The sequence below is a fragment of the Janthinobacterium svalbardense genome, assembly GCF_002327145.1.
Lineage (GTDB): Bacteria > Pseudomonadota > Gammaproteobacteria > Burkholderiales > Burkholderiaceae_D > Janthinobacterium > Janthinobacterium tructae.
Genome location: NZ_CP023422.1, coordinates 1,353,014 through 1,371,286, shown reverse-complemented (window position 1 = coordinate 1,371,286; position 18,273 = coordinate 1,353,014). Strand labels below are relative to the sequence as shown.

The following is an 18,273-nucleotide window of genomic DNA, read 5'->3' as shown; positions in this document are numbered from 1 at the left end:
ACGGCATGAAAGACATCAATTCGGCACCGGGCAGCACTTCCTTCAGCGCTTTCTGGAGCGAGCTGTGCGCCTACGCGCGCCAGGGCATGGCCGCCCTGCGCGCCATGTCCTGGCCCATGCTGCTGGTGTGCTGCGTGGGACTGGCGTTCGTGATCACCATCTTGCCGTTGGCCATCATGCTGTTTGCCCTCGTCATGCTGCTGAAATGGGCAAGCAGCAGCGACGATACAGGCACGGACACGAAGGCAGCGAACTCTTCGCAGTCGCCGCAATAAAAATTTGCGTCGTGGCAAGAGTGCAATGATGGTTCTATGGCACTATGAGTGCGCGCAGCATTGACGGGCATCAAACCCATCTCGATGGAAGGGTTGGAGACGGAACGCTACGCTGAATAGACGATCAAAGCTACTCCCCCTCAGCCATAGGAGTTTTCTGATGACCACGACAGCAAAAGCTACAACCGGCACGACCATTCCCTGCCTGCGCTACCGCGACGCGCCCGCCGCCATCGAATGGCTATGCACGGCGCTCGGTTTTGAAAAACAATTGATCGTGCCTGACGGCAACGGTGGCGTTGCCCACGCGCAACTGAGCTTTGGCAACGGCATGGTCATGGTAGCACCGGCCCTCGACAGCGACTATGGCCGCCTGATGAAACTGCCTGGCGAGATCGGTGGCGCCAACACGCAAAACTGCTACCTGGTCGTCAACGATGCCGATGCCGTCTACCGCAGCGCGCGCGAGGCGGGCGCCGAGATCGTGCTCGACATCAAGGATGAAGATTACGGCGGACGGGGCTTTACCTGCCGCGACCCGGAAGGCCACATCTGGAGCCTGGGCACCTACGACCCATGGTAAAACGGAGAACAATGATTATCAGTACCCTCACCGCCGCCAGCCTTGCGCTGATCGGCGGCTTCCTGTCCGCTCCCGTCCTCGTGGACGAGCACCTCAACCGTGTCCACCCTCCCTCTGGCAAGGCGCCTTCGACAGCCACTGTAGCCCTGCACCAGAGCCTGTGGATCGCCGACCTGCACGCCGACAGCCTGCTGTGGCAACGCAATCTGAACCGCGACGGCCAGCGCGGCCATGTCGACTTCCCCCGCCTGCAGCGGGCCAACGTGGCGCTGCAAGCCTTTTCCGTCGTCACCAAGACGCCGCGCAAGATGAATATCGAACGCAATGGCAGCGACACGGACAACATCACGGCGCTGGTGGTGGCGCAAGGCTTGCCGCCCGCCACCTGGAACAGCCTGCTGGCGCGCGCTGCCTACCAGGCCGACGAACTGCGCCAGCAAGCGGCCAAGAGCGACGGCAAGGTGCGCGTGATCGGCAGTCGCGCCCAGCTGCGCAGCTTCATCGCCGCGCGCGAAAAGAATCCGAACCTGCTGGCCGGCTGGCTGACACTGGAAGGCGCGCATGCGCTCGAAGGCAAGCTGGACAACCTCGATACCCTGTACCGGGCCGGCTACCGCATGGCTGCGCCCACGCATTTCTTCGACACGGAACTGTCCGGCTCCCAGCACGGCCTGAAAAAAGGCGGCCTGACGCCGCTGGGCCGGCAATGGCTGCGCGCCATGGAGCAGCGCAAGATGATCGTCGACCTGGCGCACGCCTCGCCGGCCACCATCGACGACGTATTAACGTTGGCGAAACGTCCCGTGATGGTCTCGCACACGGGCGTGCGCGGCACCTGCGCCAACGGGCGCAACCTCAGCGACGCACAATTGAAACGCATCGCCGCCCAGGGTGGCCTGGTCGGCATCGGCTTCTGGAATACGGCCGTCTGCGGCAAGGACGTGGCGTCGATCGCGCGCGCCATCGCCTACACGGTCAAGCTGATCGGCGCGGAACACGTGGCCTATGGCTCGGACTTCGACGGCGCCGTCACCACTGCCATCGATGCAAGCGGCCTGCCGCGCCTGACGCAGGCACTGCTCGATGCGGGCCTGTCGGAGGCGCAAATCCGCCGCGTGGCGGGCGAAAACGTGCGCGACTTTTTACTCAAGAACCTGCCCGACGACGACGCCTAGCCCAGTGCGCGGATCAAAGCCTGGTCCGCCACCTGGCGCGGCCGGATGCGTATCAGCTTGCGGTACAGCGGCGGCATGGCGTCGCACAGCGCCAGCAGCGCGTCTTGCGCCATGGCCGGGTGCACGTACTGGAATTGTGCGGGATTATTCTCCGGCAGCGCCCCTTCCATGGTGGAGCCGTAGGCGCCCAGGGTCATGAAACTGGCTGCGCTGTCGTCCGGGCCGATGGCCAGCACGAAAGTGCCGTGCTTGGGGTGGCTCAGATAGCTTTTGATTTCTTCCTGCAGCGCCGGCTCGGCGCCAGCCATCAACTCATAACGCAATTGCGCGTACTGGCGCGTGCATTCCATGAACGGCGTGCGAATGACGGAGCGCGCCAGCTGGCCAGGCATGCATAGCAGCAGGTTGCCAAAGGAATCGAGCAAGGCGGCTGCGTCGCCCTGGCCGCCCTCGCGCACATCCTGCTCCATGGCCGCCTGCAGGAATGGCGCCAGGCCCGCGTCGGGCGCATGCGGGTCGCAGCGGTAAGTCAGGGCATCGGGATAGCGGCGGCGCAGGGCGCGCACCACGGCATGCTCGGACGGCAAGGTAGCGGGATCGCGCCGGTGCACGTCGTCGCCGGCGTTCAGCAACTGCATCACCTGCGCCGATGTCGCTTCGAACACCAGCGAGCACAGTGCCTGGGTCGCCTCGTGGATGCTCTTGCCGATGAAAAAAGATTTGGGCGCGGCGCCGGAAGGCAGGCGCGCATACTCGGTGGCGCCGCGCACGGCAGGATAGCAAAAGCTGCGGCCGGCCTGTGCCTGCAGCGGCGCCGGCAAGGCCGTGAACGTGGCGGCGCCATCGTAATTGATACCCGCCTTGACGTCGGGGGCGGCCACCACCACGTTGAAACCGGCCGCCAGAATCGCCCCCGTGCACATGCAGCATGGGTCGAGCGAGGTGACGATGGTCAGTTCGCCCGGCGGCGGCAAGGGCGTGCCCTTGGCCCGCTCGGCGAAATACCAGTCCACCAGCTGGCGCTCGCCATGCGCGGTGGGATCGAATACCAGGCCCTGGCGCACGACGTTGTTGTGCATCGATTGCAGCACGTTGCCGGCGCCGTCGAGCAGCACGCCGCCCACGCCGAAGGTGCCCTGCGTCTTGGCTGCCATGGCTTCGGCCGCGGCAATCGCCACGGCGGCCTGGATGTCGATCGTCTTGTTCAAGCGTATCCTGTTACTGCATATCCAGGTCGGAATTGCCGAAGCCGTGCGGCAGCAGCCAGCCCGCCGTCACTTCCATGACATCGTTTTTCAGGTTCGTCAGGATTACCGGCAGGTCGGTGCCACCCATCTCGAAGATCACCTGGCGGCAGGCGCCGCATGGCGAGATCGGTTCCGCCGTATCGCCCGTGACGGCCAGCCTGGCGAAATCGCCCGGTTTGTAGCCATGCGCGATGGCGCTGAAAAACGCCGTGCGCTCGGCGCAGTTGCACAGGCCATACGCGGCATTTTCCACGTTACAGCCACGGAAGACGCGGCCATCCTTGCACAGCAGCGCCGCGCCCACCTTGAAACGCGAATACGGCGCGTAGGCCAGTTCACGGCCGGCGTTGGCTTCGGCGATCAGTTCTTGGTTGTTCATTTGCTTATCTATCTGTAAAACCCGCGAAAGGCCGGGGTCAGACCCTCAGGGTCTGACCCCAGATTTTGCCTCAAGGGTTAAGTTACGGTCGAATGGTACGGTAAATCACCGGATTGGCCGCCAGCGCCACCGCGCTGATGGCATACGCTTCCTGGATTTCCTTGACGGCTTGCTGCGCCGCCGCTTGCGTGCGCGCATGCACCATGGCCAGCGGCTGGCCAACGGCCACTTGCTCGCCCAGGCCCACCAGGTCCGTCAGGCCAACAGCGAAATCGATGCTGTCGGTCGGACGGCGACGGCCACCGCCCAGGGCCACCACGGCCAGGCCGATGGCGCGGCAATCGCGCACATTCGCGTAACCGGCGGTGAGCGCCGGTGCCGGCACGACGAACGGCGCTTTGTCCAGGTGCTTGTCCGGGTTCTCGACGAGATCCGCCGGGCCGCCCAGGGCGGCGACCATGCGCGAGAAGCGCTCGGCTGCTGCGCCCGAATCGAGGGCCGCCATCAATTTCACGCGCGCTTCCTCTTCGGTGGCCGCCAGGCCACCCAGCACCAGCATCTCGGCGCACAGCGACAACGTGACTTCGTGCAGGCGCGCGGGACGCGAGCGGCCCGTCAGGTAATCCATGGCGCCGCGTACTTCCAGCGCATTGCCCGCGTATGGCGCCAGCGATTCGTTCATGTCCGTCAAAATGGCCGACGTCTGCATGCCCGCGCCATTGCCGACGGCGACGATGCTCTCGGCCAGTTCCACCGATTTGTCGTAGGTCGGCATGAAGGCGCCCGTGCCCACTTTCACGTCCATCACCAGCGCGTCCAAACCCGCCGACAGTTTCTTCGACAGGATGGAGCCGGTGATCATGGCCACCGATTCCACCGTGGCGGTGACGTCGCGGATGCTGTAGAAGCGCTTGTCGGCCGGCGCCAATTGGGCCGTCTGGCCGATGATGGCCACGCCAACTTCCTTGACTACCTTGCGGAACAGTTCATTGTCCGGCACCGTGCAATAGCCGGGAATGGCGTCGAACTTGTCCAGCGTGCCGCCCGTGTGGCCCAGGCCGCGACCCGAGATCATCGGCACATAGCCGCCGCAGGCGGCGATCATGGGGCCCAGCAGCAGGGAAACCACATCGCCCACGCCGCCCGTCGAATGCTTGTCGACGATGGGGCCAGGCAGGTTCAGCGAACGCCAGTCCAGCACCTGGCCGGAATCGCGCATGGCCAGGGTAAATGCCACGCGCTCGTCCATGTTCATGTCGTTGAAATAGACGGCCATGCCCAGCGCCGCGATCTGCCCTTCGCTGACGCTGCCGTCAGTGATGCCGCGCACAAAAAACTGGATTTCCTCGGCGCTCAGCACGCCCTTGTCGCGCTTCTTGCGGATGATTTCTTGGGTTAACAACATCGAATAACTCCCATCATGAGATCTGAGGTCAGAGCCGACGGCTCTGACCCCAGCTTTGCAACGCTAGTTGTCCATCAGACGCCGTAAGGAATCCACACGTTTTTCACTTGCGACGCATGCGCCAGCACGGCACGGCCGCCGCTTTGGGCCGCGCTGTACCAATCGCGGCCTTTGGCGCCACCGACCCAGGTGCGCTTCAGGGTGCCGGCCGACAGGCGCTCGACTTCCGCGCAACCGTCAAGCGAGCCGTCATGGCGCCAGACGGCATCGATATCGGCGTGCGTGGCCAGAGTGCGCGCCAGTTCATCGGCGTTACCGCTGATGATGTTGACGACGCCGCCCGGCAGGTCGGAGGTGTCGAACACCTGGTACAGGTCCAGCGCGGAGAGCGGATGCGCTTCCGACGGCACCACCACCACGCGGTTGCCCAGCGCGATGGCCGGCGCCACCAGCGAAATGAAGCCGAGTAACGGCGCTTCGTTCGGGCAGACGATGCCGATCACGCCGACCGCTTCGTTCAGCGCCACGGTGATGCCCTTGGTGGGCGGCTGGTGTGCCAGACCGTCGTACTTGTCGGCCCAGGCGGCGTAGTAGAACAGGCGTTCGATCGATGCCTGCACTTCCTTCTCGGGGTTCTTACTGCCCGTCATGGCGGCGATGCGGGCGGCAAATTCGTCGGCGCGCGCAGCGAGGTTTTCGGCGATGTAGTACAACACTTGCGCGCGGTTGTGCGCCGTGGCGCTGGTCCAGCCAGACGCTTTATGCGCCGCTTCGACGGCGTTGCGGATATCCTTGCGGCTGCCCACGCCCACTTCGGCCAGCAGGGCGCCATTCGCGCCAAATACGGGCGCGCTGTAGGCGCTGTCAGGGCGTGCCTGCTTGCCGCCGATGTACATCTTGGCCGTGCGGTCGATGGCGAATGGGTCGGCTGCCGCCGGCTTCACATTCGCCTTGGCTTTGGCTTCCACCACCGGCAGGGCCGGGCGCGCATCTTCGGCCAGGGCCGTCATGTATTCCAGCATGCCTTCGCGGCCGCCTTCACGGCCGAAGCCCGATTCGCGGTAGCCGCCGAAGCCGCAGGCCGCGTCGAACTGATTCGCGCTGTTGATCCACACCACGCCAGCCTTGATGGCGGGAGCGATGTCCAGCGCCAGGCTGATCGACTCGGTCCACACGCTGGCGGCCAGGCCGTACACCGTGTTGTTCGCCAGTTGCACCGCTTCTGGCGGCGTGCGGAAGCTCATGGCCACCAGCACGGGGCCGAAGATTTCAGCCTGCGCCACGGCGGCGGAGGTCGATGCGCCCGTGATCAGGGTCGGCGGGAACCACGAGCCGTCCGCCGGCAGTTCGCACGCCGGTTGCCATACGTCGCAGCCTTCGGCACGGGCCGAGTCGACCAGCGCGGCAATGCGCTGGCGCTGCACGGGATCGACCAGCGCGCCCACGTCCATCGATTTGTCCAGCGGCGAGCCGAGGCGCAGGTTTTGCATGCGCGCGCGCACCTTGTTCAGGAAGCGTTCCTGGATCGATTCCTGTACCAGCAGGCGCGAACCGGCGCAGCACACTTGTCCCTGGTTGAACCAGATCGAATCGACCAGGCCTTCCACGGCGCCGTCCAGGTCCGCGTCTTCAAAGACGATGAACGGCGACTTGCCGCCCAGCTCCAGCGAGAGCTTCTTGCCGCTGCCGGCCGTCGCGATACGGATCAAACGGCCCACTTCCGTCGAACCCGTAAAAGCGATCTTGTCGACGCCAGGATGGTTGACGATGGCCGAGCCCACGCGGCCGTCACCGGTGACGATGTTGACCACGCCGGCCGGCACGCCCGCCTGCAGGCACAATTCGGCGAACAGCATGGCGGTCAGCGACGTGAATTCAGCCGGCTTGAAGACCACCGTATTACCGGCCGCCAGGGCCGGGGCAATTTTCCACGACAGCATCAGCAGCGGGAAATTCCACGGCACGATCTGGCCCACCACACCCACGGCGCGGTAGTCGGCAAATTCTTCCGATTGCAGCTGCGCCCAGCCGGCGTGATGATAAAAATGGCGCGCAGCCAGCGGCAGGTCGATATCTCGCGTTTCGCGGATGGTCTTGCCGTTGTCCAGCGTTTCCAGCACGGCGAACAGGCGCGCATGCTTTTGCAGCAGACGGGCCAGCGCGTACATGACTTTGGCGCGGCCGTGGCCACCCATGCCCTGCCATACGGGCAGCGCGCGGCGCGCCGCTGCCACGGCGCGTTCCACGTCAGCGTCAGTGGCTTGCGTCAGTTCGGCCAGCTGCGTGCCGTCGGCAGGGTTGGTCGAGGCGAACAGCTCGGCCGGCTCGCTCCAAGTGTTGTCGATGAACAGACCGAATGTGCGCTGGTGGCCATCGAGCCACGCCTGCGCTTCTTTTTGACTTTCGGGAGCAGGGCCGTAGTCCATAGTAGTGAGAATCTCGTTAATTGTTGGCATGACGATTGTTCTTTAAGGTTGTGCGTGACGATGATTGGCCGAGTAGCTGCCGGTGACGTAGTGCTCGAGCTGGCGCTCGATGTCGGTCAGCAGGCTGGAAGCGCCGATGCGGAACAGGTGCGGCTGCAGCCATTCGTTGCCCAGTTCTTCCTTCATCAGGGTCAGGTATTGCAGCGCGCTCTTGGCCGAGCTGACGCCGCCGGCCGGCTTGAAGCCCACCTGGAAGCCCGTCTGCTCGTGGTATTCGCGGATCGTGCGCACCATCGTCAGGGCCACGGGAATGGTCGCGTTCACACCCTCTTTGCCGGTGGAGGTCTTGATGAAATCGGCGCCGGCCATCATGCAGACCCACGACGCCTTGGCGACGTTTTCCATGGTCAGCAAGTCGCCCGTGGCGAGAATCGCCTTCACGTGCGCTTCGCCGCAAGCCTTGCGGTAAGCCAGCATTTCGTCGTACAGCACTTGCCAGTTGCCGTTCAGGACGTGCTGGCGCGTGATGACGATATCGATCTCGGAAGCACCTGCTGCGACCGACAGCTCGATCTCGCGCAGCTTCGTTTCCATGCTCGTCAGGCCGGCCGGGAAACCCGTCGACACGGCGGCGATGGGCAAGCGGCCCTGTATGACCTTCACGGCCGGTTGAATCATCTCGTGGTACACGCACACGGCGCCGGTGCTCAATTGCGTCAGGCCCAGCGCATCCATCAGGTCGGCGCGCAGTGGGCGCATGGCCTTCATGCACAGGCGTTCCACGCGGCCCGGCGTATCGTCGCCACCGAGAGTGGTCAGGTCGATCATCTGGATGGCTTTGACCAGCCAGGCAGCCTGGTATTCCTTTTTCACCGTACGGCGGTTCGCCAGGCTGGCCGCGCGGCGGTCCGTCGCGGCGCGGTTGACGCGGATCTGGTTGATCCAGCCCAGGTCGAGGCCAACGGCCTCGTTACGCTTGAATTCGGGGTGCATGAGTGTCATAACAAGCTGGTTCCATTAGCAAGTGGTGGTACGCCAAGGTGCTTGGCGAGGGTTTGGCCAATATCGGAGAAGGTCTCGGAAATGCCCAGTGCGCGCGGGGCGACGCCGGGACCGAAGAAGATCATCGGAATGTGTTCGCGGGTGTGGTCGGAGCCATGCCAGGTCGGGTCGCAGCCATGGTCGGCGGTGATCACGACCAGGTCGCCTTCCTTGAGCTTGGCCATGAATTCCGGCAGGCGACCATCCATTTCGCGCAGTGCGTCGGCATAGCCTTCGACGTTGCGGCGGTGGCCGAACGCCTGGTCGAAATCGACGAAGTTCACGAAGGTGAGCGACTTGTCCTGCACTTCATCGGCTGTTTTCAATAGCGCTTCGAACAGCGCCATGTTGTCGACGCCCTTGACGACTCTGGAAATGCCCTGGGTGGCGAAAATATCGCTGATCTTGCCCAGGCCGACGACTTCGCCGCCCGCATCCTTGACGTGATCGAGCAGGGTCTTGCTTGGCGGCGCCACGGCATAGTCGTGGCGGTTGGACGTGCGCGTGTAGTTGCCATTGCTGCCCGTGAACGGGCGGGCGATGACGCGGCCGATGTTGTACGGTTCGACCAGCTTGAAGGCCATTTCGCACACTGCATACAGACGCTCGAGGCCGAACGATTCTTCGTGCGCGGCGATCTGCATCACCGAGTCGCCCGAGGTATAGATAATCAGCTTGCCCGTGGCGACGTGTTCATCGCCATGCTTGTTGATGATGTCCGTGCCCGAGGCATGGCAGTCGCCCAGGAAGCCGGGCACGCCCGACAGGGCCTTGAGCTTGTCGGTCAGGTCGGCCGGGAACGATGGCGTGGTGCGGGGGAAGTAGCCCCAGTCGAATTCGACGGGCACGCCGGCGATTTCCCAGTGGCCGCTCTGCGTGTCCTTGCCGGTGGAGCGCTCGCGCGCCGCTCCGTAGGCGCCGGTGAAACCGTCGCGCTGGTCGAAGCCCGTGGCCCATTCGCCGCTGGCCAGGTGCGCGGCGGCACCCAGTCCCAGGCGTTCCATGTTCGGGAGTTTCAAGGTCTTGCCGCTTTTGGCGACAGTGCTGGCAATGTGGCCAAAGGTATTGGCACCTGCGTCGCCATACTTGGCGGCGTCTGGCGTCGCGCCAAGGCCGAAGGAATCAAGCAGGAGGATAAATGCGCGTGACATGATAAGGCTCGCTTTATGGATTGATGCGGGGGTGATGCGGACAGTGTAGGCCGGATTTTCCCGGCCTGCCGCGCGGCAGCGCCGGTGGCCGGCGCGCCGCTACTGCATAAAAAAGTACTCAGGCTTGCGGTTTTTCAGCGACTTTGGAGAGGAAAGCCAGAATCAGTTTGACCAGGTCTTTCGCGCCGATGGCCGCGTATTTCAGGGTTTGCTCGTGCGACAGGGCGAATGGCGACATGCCTTCGGCCAGGTTGGTGATGACGGACACGCCCACCACTTTCAGGTCGCAATGGCGGGCCGAGACCACTTCCGGCACCACCGACATGCCGACCGTGTCGGCGCCCAGGCGGGCCATCATGCGGATTTCGGCGGCCGTTTCGAAGTTCGGGCCAGGGTAGGCGACGAACACGCCTTCGTGCAAGGTGATGCCGTTCGAGGCTGCCGTGTCCTTGACTTGCTGGCGCAGTTCGGCGTCATAGGCATTGGCCATGCTGAAGAAGCGCGGGCCGAAGCGGTCGTCGTTCGGGCCGACCATCGGCGTGCCTGGCAGCAGGTTGATATGGTCGCTGATGGCCACCAGGCTGCCGGCGTCCACTTCAGGGCGCAGGGAACCGGCGGCGTTGGTGACGAACAGCATTTCGCAGCCCAGCAGTTTCAAGGTGCGGATGGCGCTCGTCATCACGCCCATGCCATAGCCTTCATAGAAGTGGCCACGGCCCTTCATGCAGACGACGGCGACGCCCGACAGGGTACCGACTACCAGTTCGCCGGCATGGCCGTGCACGGTGCTGATCGGAAAACCTGGCAATTCGTCAAAGCTGATGCTGACGGCGTCCGTCATCTGCTCGGCCAACACGCCCAGGCCGGAGCCGAGGATCATCGCCACGCGCGGCTTGAAATTTTCAGGAGCGCGGGCGCGGATGATTTCGGCGGCGTGGAAAGGGGTGTTGTTCGACATGGTTATCCTCTGATTGACTAATGATGATGGTTGCTGCCTGCGCGGCAGTACAAAGCAAGATGCTGCGGCCCAGGTATCGGGTATGTATGGTGTTACGGGACTATCGAAATGCGTATGGCTGCTATTTGCCGCCACTATGCATCAAACGGAATATGTATGGCAAATACCATTTTTCTTGCCCATTTATACAATTCAAATATAAATGGCCGATATTATAGTCGAGGCTAGCCCAGGCCTGCCATGCCCGGGGAATCCATGCATACAAGCTCCATACGAGCAGTTTTCGCGCACGCTTCGCACGAGCTTGACACTGATAAGACAAATGTTTACAGTCACAGACAAATGTTTAACCCTTCAGCGAAAACCAGTGACCGATACCAATAAAAAAGACCAGCTGTACACGCTGATCCGCAACAACCCCTTCATCTCGCAGCAAGACCTGGCGAGCGAACTGGGCTTGTCTCGCTCGGCCGTCGCCGGCCATATCGCCGGACTCATACGCGAGCGACGCCTGCTGGGACGCGCCTACGTGCTGCCCGACAGCCGCCCCGTGCTATGCATAGGCGCCGCCAACCTCGACCGCAAGATGCGCACCCTGGCGACCCTGCAGATGGGTACCTCGAATCCCGTGCGCTCGGAAGAAGTGTTTGGCGGCGTGGGCCGCAACATCGCGGAAAACCTGGCCCGCCTGGCCATCCCCGTGGCCCTGCTGACGGCGCTGGGCGACGATGCGGCCGGCCACGCCCTGCAGACGCATGCGGAAGATGCGGGCATCGACATGCGCGGTAGCTTACATCTGAGCAACACCAGCAGCGGCACCTATACGGCCGTGCTCGACGAGCATGGCGAAATGCTGCTGGCGATGGCCAATATGCAACTCTACGAACAGCTGACCCCGGCCTTCTTGCATAGCCGCCAGCCGCAGCGCGCCGCCGCCGCCCTCACCGTCTGCGACCTGAACCTGGGCCACGACAGCGTGCAGGCACTGCTGGCCGATGCGCGCCAGGATGCTGCCCAGGGAAATAGCCCGGCGACGCCGCTGGTCATCGTCGCCGTCTCGCAGCCGAAGATGGCGCACCTGCCGCAAGACCTGACGGGCTTGCATTTGCTGATCCTCAACCGGGGCGAACTGGAAACGCGCGTGGCGCGGGCCTTGCCCACAGCGACCGAGCTGCGCGCCGCCTGCCGCGAGGTGCAGCGCCAGGGCGCGCGCCAGGTGATCGTCACCTGCGGCGGCGAAGGCGTGTACTTTACGGATGGCGACAGCCTGGACGCGCCCATCGTCCACCTGGCCGCGCGCGAAGTGGCCGCCGTCGACGTGACGGGCGCCGGCGACGCGTTTTCCGCCGCCGTCTGCTGGTCGCTGTACCACGACAGCAGCGACTTGAAACTGGCGTGCCGGCGCGGCCTGAAGCTGGCCGCCATGACCCTGGAATCGGCTGCCACTGTCTCCCCCAAGATTTCCGCCGGCGCGCTCGACGACATCGACGATGCCGACCTGGCGCCGCCTCCCCCTACCCTCTTTCAACAGGATTGACACATGACGCAATTGAATAATTTCCTCTCGTTCTCGCAAGAAGTGCTAGCCGCGCGCGCCGCCGGCAAGGCCATCGTGGCGCTGGAATCGACCATCATTTCGCACGGCATGCCGTATCCGCAAAACGTGGAAATGGCGCGCGAAGTGGAACAGATCATCCGTGACGGCGGCGCCGTGCCGGCCACCATCGCCATCATCGACGGCAAGATCTGCGTGGGCCTGTCGCCGGAACAGCTTGAATTGCTGGGCACCTCGCCCGATGCCATGAAAGTCAGCCGCCGCGACCTGCCGTTCGTCCTGTCGCAGCGCAAACTGGGCGCCACCACCGTGGCCGCCACCATGATCTGCGCGCAACTGGCCGGCATTACCGTGTTCGTCACGGGCGGCATCGGCGGCGTGCACCGCGGCGCGGAAACGAGCTTCGACATTTCCGCCGACTTGCAGGAACTGGCGCAAACCTCGGTCGCCGTCGTCTGCGCGGGCGTCAAATCCATCCTCGACATCGGCCTGACCCTGGAATACCTGGAAACGCATGGCGTGCCCGTCATCAGCGTGGGCCAGGAAGGTTTTCCCGCCTTCTTCACGCGCGAAAGCGGCTTCAAGGCCGATTTCCGCCTCGATACGGCCGCCGAGCAGGCCGCTTTCATCGGCACGAAATGGCAGCTGGGCTTGAAAGGCGGCGTCATCGTCAGCAATCCGGTACCGGCCGCGCAAGCGATGCCCAAGGAAGAAATCGACGCGATCACCAAGCAAGCGCTGCAGGAAGCGGACGCGGGTGGCGTGAAAGGCAAGCAAGTCACGCCATTCCTGTTATCGCGCATCAAGCAGTTGACGGACGGACGCAGCCTGGCGACGAATATCGCGCTGGTCAAGCACAATGCCCAGGTCGGCACCGCGCTGGCCATTGCCATGCAGGCGGTCGTGGCACGATAATAGGACCGCTGTAAAGAAAGCGCGCGCGCCTTCACGGGTTCGCGCGCTGTTCCATCGCCTAGCAAGACGCAACGCCAAGGAAAGCATGTCCATCGATCTGAAACAGTTAAAGTATTTTCTTGCCGTTGCCGAGGAGAAAAGCTTCAGCCGCGCTGCCGAGCGCCTGCATATCTCGCAGCCGCCCCTGAGCCAGCAGATCATGAAACTGGAAAGCGAGCTGGGCGTGCGCCTGTTTGCGCGCACCACGCGCACTTTCGAGCTGACCGTGGCGGGCAAGGCGCTGATGAACGAGGCAGCCGAGCTGCTGGCCAAGATGCGCATGACCATCGACACCATCCGCCAGATCGACCGCGGCGAAGTGGGCCGCTTGCGCGTGGGCATCGTCGGCTCGGCCATGTGGGGCCCCATCCCCAGCCTGCTGGAAGAGTTCCAGACCAAATTTCCCCGCGTCAGCTGGACCATCCATGAGTTTGGTCCCACGGTGCAATACGAAGCCTTGCGCGCCAAGCAGATCGACGTGGGTTTCTGGCGCGAACCGAAACTCAATGACGACGACTTGCGCCACGACAACCTGCGCCAGGAGCTGTGCTTCCGCGAAAACGTGTGCGTGGCCGTCAACGAACACCATCCGCTGGCGAAAAACACGGCCATCGAGCTGATCGACATCGCCCACGAGCCCATGCTCACCCTGAACCTCGACAAGTCGGCCTTTCCCCGCTACCTGGTGCAATGCTGCATCAATGCCGGTTTCGAACCCGTGATTTTCCAGGAAGCAAGCGAGCCGCAAACCCTGCTGGCCATGGTGGGCGCGGGCCTGGGCGTGACCCTGGTGCCGGAAACGACGAGCCGCATCGGCTGGCCCGGCGTCGTCTTCCTGCCGATCAAGACCAATCCACCGTCGGCCAACTTGTACATCAGCTACACCACGCTCGACGACGCGCCCGTCGTGCGGGCCTTCCTGAATATCATCAATCCCCCAGCTAATTGAGGCAAAGCCTCAAGCGTCAGCAAGCAACGCCACCCCGAAAAGCAGCAAGACCGGGGTCGGACCTTCAGAGTCCGACCCCAGCCCTTCGTTTTGGGTTTGCATGCCAATTTATATGGCTATCATATAAATAGCTAAACAAAAACGTATTTGTCATACATATCTGGCATGATGCATAGTGATTCGGACGCCCATCGCGGCGCCGGTCCTGCGCCTGCCCTGCCCGTCCATTGACGGCGCATCCCGGCCCGCTCCGGCAGCCCCATTCGATGTTGTAACCATAAAAGAGACGGGGTGCGACTGTTGCATGAGCATCACACTGTCAACATAAAAGCATCCGATGCCAGCAATGATCTTGTGCATGATCTTGTTCAATACGGTGCAATGTTGATAAGGAATTATCATCTCGTGCATCAAAAACAGGCTAAATCGGCCCCAAATTATATGTTTCACCTATAAAAAATATACAATATCGATCTTCCAGGAGCCAATTCATGAAACTTACACAATTTAGTTTGACGATCGCAGCCGTATTCCTGACTGCTCAAGCGTCCGCGGCTACCCCAAAATTGGGTGTCGTGTATGACGCGGGCGGCAAGTTCGACAAGTCGTTCAACCAATCCGCTTTCGAAGGCGCCTCGCGCTTCAAAAAAGACACAGGCATTTCCTTCATCGAAGTTCAGGCATCGAGCGATACGCAAGCCGAGCAAGTCATGCGCGGCCTGGCCCGCAAGAAACTCGACATGATCGCCGCCATCGGCTTTGCGCAAACGCAAGCCGTGCAAAAAGTCGCAAAAGAATTCCCGAACGTGAAATTCGTGCTGATCGACGGCCAGGCCGCCGGCAGCAACGTCAATTCCGTCGTCTTCAAGGAAGAAGAAGGCTCTTACCTGGTGGGCGTGGCGGCAGCCATGGCCAGCAAGAGCAAGAAGGTCGGCTTCATCGGCGGCATCGATATTCCCCTGATCCGCAACTTCGCCTGCGGCTACGCGCAAGGCGTGAAGGCCATCAATCCGAAAGCGGAAATCACGCAAAACATGGTCGGCACCACGTCCGGCGCCTGGAATGACCCGGCCAAGGGTGGCGAACTGGCCCGCTCGCAATTCGAACGCGGCGTCGATGTCGTTTTCGCCGTGGCCGGCGGCAGCGGCATGGGTACGCTGCAAATGGCCAAGGAAAAAGGCAAGCTGGCCATCGGCGTCGATTCGAACCAGAATGGTTTGTACCCGGGCAGCATCCTCACTTCGATGGTCAAGCGCGTCGACAACACCGTGTATGACAGCTTCATGGAAGTCAAGAACGGCACCTGGAAGGGTGGCGTCAGCTATAAAGGTTTGAAAGAAGGCGGCGTGGATTGGGCGCTCGATGCCAACAACCGCAAGCTGATTACGCCGGAAATCGAAAAGCGCGTGTTGGGTGCGCGTAAGGACATTATCGATGGCAAGATCAAAGTGATCGATTACCGCGTCGGCAGCAGCTGCCCGGTTTAATTTTTCTCCATATCTTCTAGCGCGCCGCCGGGGCCTGTCTCCGCGCGGCGCGTTTCCATGAAACTATCCAGTTATGAACCTATGCAGCCAGCAGTAGAATTTCGCAGCATTTCCAAGCAGTTTGGACATGTGAAGGCGAACGCCGACGTCAGTTTCTCCATCGCCAAGGGCAGTATCCATGGCCTGGTGGGGGAAAACGGCGCCGGCAAATCGACCTTGATGAGTATCCTGTACGGGTATTACCGTGCCGACGGCGGAGAAATCTTGCTCGACGGGAAAGTACAGCCTATCCGCAACAGCCAGGAAGCGATCAATCTCGGCATCGGTATGGTGCACCAGCATTTCATGCTGGTCGAGAACTTCACCGTACTCGACAATATCATGCTGGGCACGGAAGGCGGTTTTCGCCTGGCCAGCCACCGTGCCGAAGCGGAAGCCAAGCTGCGCGAGATTTGCGCGCGCTACCGCCTCGACGTCGACCCGCTGGCAAAGATCGAAGACCTGTCCGTCGGCGCGCAACAGCGCGTGGAAATCCTCAAGCAGATTTACCGCAGCGCCAATATCCTGATCCTCGACGAGCCGACGGCCGTGCTGACGGCCCAGGAAACGGCGTCGCTGTTTGAAATCCTGCGCCTGTTCAAGGAGCAAGGCAAGACCATCATCCTGATCACGCACAAGCTGCAAGAGATCCTGGAAATCACCGACAACGTCACCGTCATGCGCGGCGGCACGGTGGTGGGCGCCGTGGCGACCGCCGGCACCTCGAAAGAAGAACTGGCCAACATGATGGTCGGGCGCCCCATCCAGAGCCATTTGCCGCGCGCGCCGTACAATCCGGGCGCCACGGTACTGGAAGTGGCTGATTTGCAACTGGCCGACGCGCAACAGGTCAAGCTGCTGGCCGACATCGGTTTCAACTTGCGCGCCGGCGAAATCGTCGCCATCGCGGGTGTTTCCGGCAATGGCCAGAGCGAACTGCTGGAAATTTTGTCCGGCATGCGCTTGCCGACGTCCGGCAAGCTGCGCTTCCTGGATAAAGACTTGCCGTTTGGCAAGCGCACTGACGCCGACGGCTTGCCGCTGGCCTTCCGTGAACTGGGCATCGCCCACATTCCGGAAGACCGCTTGCGCGATGGCGTGGTGAAGAATTTTTCCGTCATGCAAAACACCATCCTCGGTTACCAGGACCACCTGAAAAACCGCTGGGGCCTGTTCAACTTCAAGGCCATCGGCGCGCGCTGCGCGGAACTGCTGAAAACCTTCGACGTGCGTCCGGCGAACCCGGACCTGCGCATCGGTTTATTGTCAGGCGGTAACCAGCAAAAGGTGGTGATCGCGCGCGAAGTGCTGGCCAAGCCGAAACTGATGCTGGTGGGCCAGCCCACGCGCGGCGTCGATATCGGCACCATCGAAAGCATCCATACGCAATTGCTGGCCCTGCGCGACGCGGGCGTGGCAATCCTGCTGGTGTCCGTCGAACTGGAAGAAGTGCGGGCGCTGGCCGACCGCATTCTGGTCATGTGCGGCGGACGCATCACCGGCGAACTGAAAATTGAAGAATTCGATACCACCCGCATCGGTCTGTTGATGGGGGGAATGCATAAATCATGAATAACGACTTGCCACGCTGGGCGACAGCCTTTGTCATGCCCATGTTAAACCTGCTGTCGGCCTTGCTGGTCGCCGCCCTGGTCATTTATATGCTGGGAGAAGATCCGGCCGAATCGCTGGGTATCCTCGTCAACAGCGCCATCCTCAATCCGGAAGGCTTGAGCTACACGCTGTTCTACGCCAGCACCTTCATTTTCACGGGCCTGTCGGTCTCTGTGGCGATGCAGGCCGGCCTGTTCAATATCGGTTCCGAAGGCCAGATGTATATCGGCGGCCTGGGCTTGACGGTGGCCATGCTGGCCTTCGACCAGACCCTGCCCGCCTGGCTGTTGATTCCGGCGGCCATGCTCGGTGCGGCCCTGTTCGGCGCGCTGTGGGGCTTCTTGCCCGGCTATCTACAAGCCAAGCGCGGCAGCCACATTGTCGTGACCACCATCATGTTCAACTTCATCGCCGCCAGCCTGATGAACTTCGTGATCGTGAAATACCTGATTCCGCCGGGCGAGCAAAACACGGCCAGCCGCGTGTTTGCGGAAAGCGGCGAAATGCCGCGTCTCTCCACCTGGTTCCCATCCTTGGGCGACACCCCGCTGAACATCAGTTTTATTCTGGCGATCGCCGCGCTGGTCATCTACGGCGTGATGGTCTGGCGCTCGTCGTGGGGCTTCAAGCTGCGCGCCACGGGCCTCAACAAGCATGCGGCCCACTATGCGGGCGTGTCGATCAGCAAGATGATCATCATCGTCATGCTCATTTCCGGCGCGCTGGCGGGCCTCGGCTCCGTCAATTCCATCATGGGTTCGACGCATTATCTGTCGCTCAATTTTGTGGGTGGCGCCGGCTTCATCGGCATCGCCATCGCCCTGATGGGCCGCCAGCACCCGGTCGGCATCTTTTTGTCGGCCGTGCTCTTCGGCGCGCTGATACAGGGCGGTTTTGATTTGTCGCTGGAAAAACCAAATATCCCGACGGAAACGTTCATTTTCATCCAGGGCTTGATCATCCTGTTCTGCGGCGCCATGGAAAACTTCTACGCACCGGCCATTTCCGCCCTGCTCAAGCGCACCAAAGGCTAAC

Annotated in this window: 16 protein-coding genes; 9 read left to right on the top strand and 7 right to left on the bottom strand. The window is 62.3% G+C overall.

The features are described from left to right. Nucleotides 1-5 precede the first annotated feature (5 nt). The 3 genes from CNX70_RS06080 to CNX70_RS06070 all read left to right on the top strand — a co-directional run bounded on the left by CNX70_RS06080 (nt 6) and on the right by CNX70_RS06070 (nt 2,033). On the top strand, nt 6-275 hold the full coding sequence (locus CNX70_RS06080) for a hypothetical protein (protein WP_096233962.1): 270 nt from the start codon (nt 6-8) through the stop codon (nt 273-275). 160 nt (nt 276-435) lie between these two features. After that, a complete protein-coding gene (locus CNX70_RS06075; protein WP_096233961.1) occupies nt 436-858 on the top strand; it encodes a VOC family protein in 423 nt (140 codons plus the stop codon). A gap of 11 nt (nt 859-869) precedes the next feature. Continuing rightward, entirely contained in the window at nt 870-2,033 is a 1,164-nt protein-coding gene (locus CNX70_RS06070; RefSeq protein WP_096233960.1) for a dipeptidase, read from the top strand. Here the strand turns inward: CNX70_RS06070 and CNX70_RS06065 are convergent. The 7 genes from CNX70_RS06065 to xapA form a co-directional block, all read right to left on the bottom strand. Then, nucleotides 2,030-3,241: a nucleoside deaminase gene (locus CNX70_RS06065; RefSeq protein WP_096233959.1), complete on the bottom strand. Its 1,212-nt coding sequence runs from the start codon at nt 3,239-3,241 to the stop codon at nt 2,030-2,032. The genes CNX70_RS06070 and CNX70_RS06065 overlap by 4 nt on opposite strands. Before the next feature lie 10 nt (nt 3,242-3,251). Continuing rightward, on the bottom strand, nt 3,252-3,659 hold the full coding sequence (locus tag CNX70_RS06060) for a cytidine deaminase (RefSeq protein ID WP_071079271.1): 408 nt from the start codon (nt 3,657-3,659) through the stop codon (nt 3,252-3,254). An 82-nt stretch (nt 3,660-3,741) separates the two neighbouring features. Continuing rightward, nucleotides 3,742-5,064 (bottom strand): thymidine phosphorylase, encoded by a 1,323-nt coding sequence (gene deoA / locus CNX70_RS06055; protein ID WP_096233958.1) that lies wholly within the window; start codon nt 5,062-5,064, stop codon nt 3,742-3,744. A gap of 74 nt (nt 5,065-5,138) precedes the next feature. Further along, complete coding sequence (locus tag CNX70_RS06050) at nt 5,139-7,520, bottom strand: aldehyde dehydrogenase family protein (protein WP_425269226.1); 2,382 nt, start codon at nt 7,518-7,520, stop codon at nt 5,139-5,141. Between the two features lie 12 nt (nt 7,521-7,532). Continuing rightward, nucleotides 7,533-8,492: a deoxyribose-phosphate aldolase gene (gene deoC / locus CNX70_RS06045; RefSeq protein WP_034785577.1), complete on the bottom strand. Its 960-nt coding sequence runs from the start codon at nt 8,490-8,492 to the stop codon at nt 7,533-7,535. Beyond that, nucleotides 8,489-9,682 carry a phosphopentomutase gene (locus CNX70_RS06040; RefSeq protein WP_096233956.1) on the bottom strand — a complete coding sequence of 398 codons (1,194 nt, stop codon included), beginning with the start codon at nt 9,680-9,682 and terminating at the stop codon, nt 8,489-8,491. Before CNX70_RS06040 ends, deoC begins: the two co-directional genes overlap by 4 nt. 118 nt (nt 9,683-9,800) lie before the next feature. After that, nucleotides 9,801-10,640: a xanthosine phosphorylase gene (gene xapA / locus CNX70_RS06035; protein WP_096233955.1), complete on the bottom strand. Its 840-nt coding sequence runs from the start codon at nt 10,638-10,640 to the stop codon at nt 9,801-9,803. A 367-nt stretch (nt 10,641-11,007) separates the two neighbouring features. Here xapA and CNX70_RS06030 point away from each other — a divergent pair, with 367 nt between their 5' ends. From CNX70_RS06030 to CNX70_RS06000, 6 genes are all read left to right on the top strand, one after another. Continuing rightward, a complete protein-coding gene (locus CNX70_RS06030; RefSeq protein WP_096233954.1) occupies nt 11,008-12,177 on the top strand; it encodes a carbohydrate kinase in 1,170 nt (389 codons plus the stop codon). A gap of 3 nt (nt 12,178-12,180) precedes the next feature. Beyond that, on the top strand, nt 12,181-13,110 hold the full coding sequence (locus CNX70_RS06025) for a pseudouridine-5'-phosphate glycosidase (RefSeq protein WP_425269225.1): 930 nt from the start codon (nt 12,181-12,183) through the stop codon (nt 13,108-13,110). An 85-nt stretch (nt 13,111-13,195) separates the two neighbouring features. Then, nucleotides 13,196-14,098 (top strand): LysR family transcriptional regulator, encoded by a 903-nt coding sequence (locus tag CNX70_RS06020; RefSeq protein ID WP_096233953.1) that lies wholly within the window; start codon nt 13,196-13,198, stop codon nt 14,096-14,098. Nucleotides 14,099-14,589: 491 nt separating this feature from the next. After that, entirely contained in the window at nt 14,590-15,585 is a 996-nt protein-coding gene (locus tag CNX70_RS06010; protein WP_096233951.1) for a BMP family lipoprotein, read from the top strand. Nucleotides 15,586-15,666: 81 nt separating this feature from the next. Then, on the top strand, nt 15,667-17,196 hold the full coding sequence (locus CNX70_RS06005; RefSeq protein ID WP_096233950.1) for an ABC transporter ATP-binding protein: 1,530 nt from the start codon (nt 15,667-15,669) through the stop codon (nt 17,194-17,196). Continuing rightward, the gene (locus CNX70_RS06000) at nt 17,193-18,272 is read left to right on the top strand and encodes an ABC transporter permease (protein ID WP_096233949.1); all 1,080 of its coding nucleotides are present in this window, start codon (nt 17,193-17,195) and stop codon (nt 18,270-18,272) included. Before CNX70_RS06005 ends, CNX70_RS06000 begins: the two co-directional genes overlap by 4 nt. The last annotated feature ends 1 nt before the right edge of the window (nt 18,273 follow it).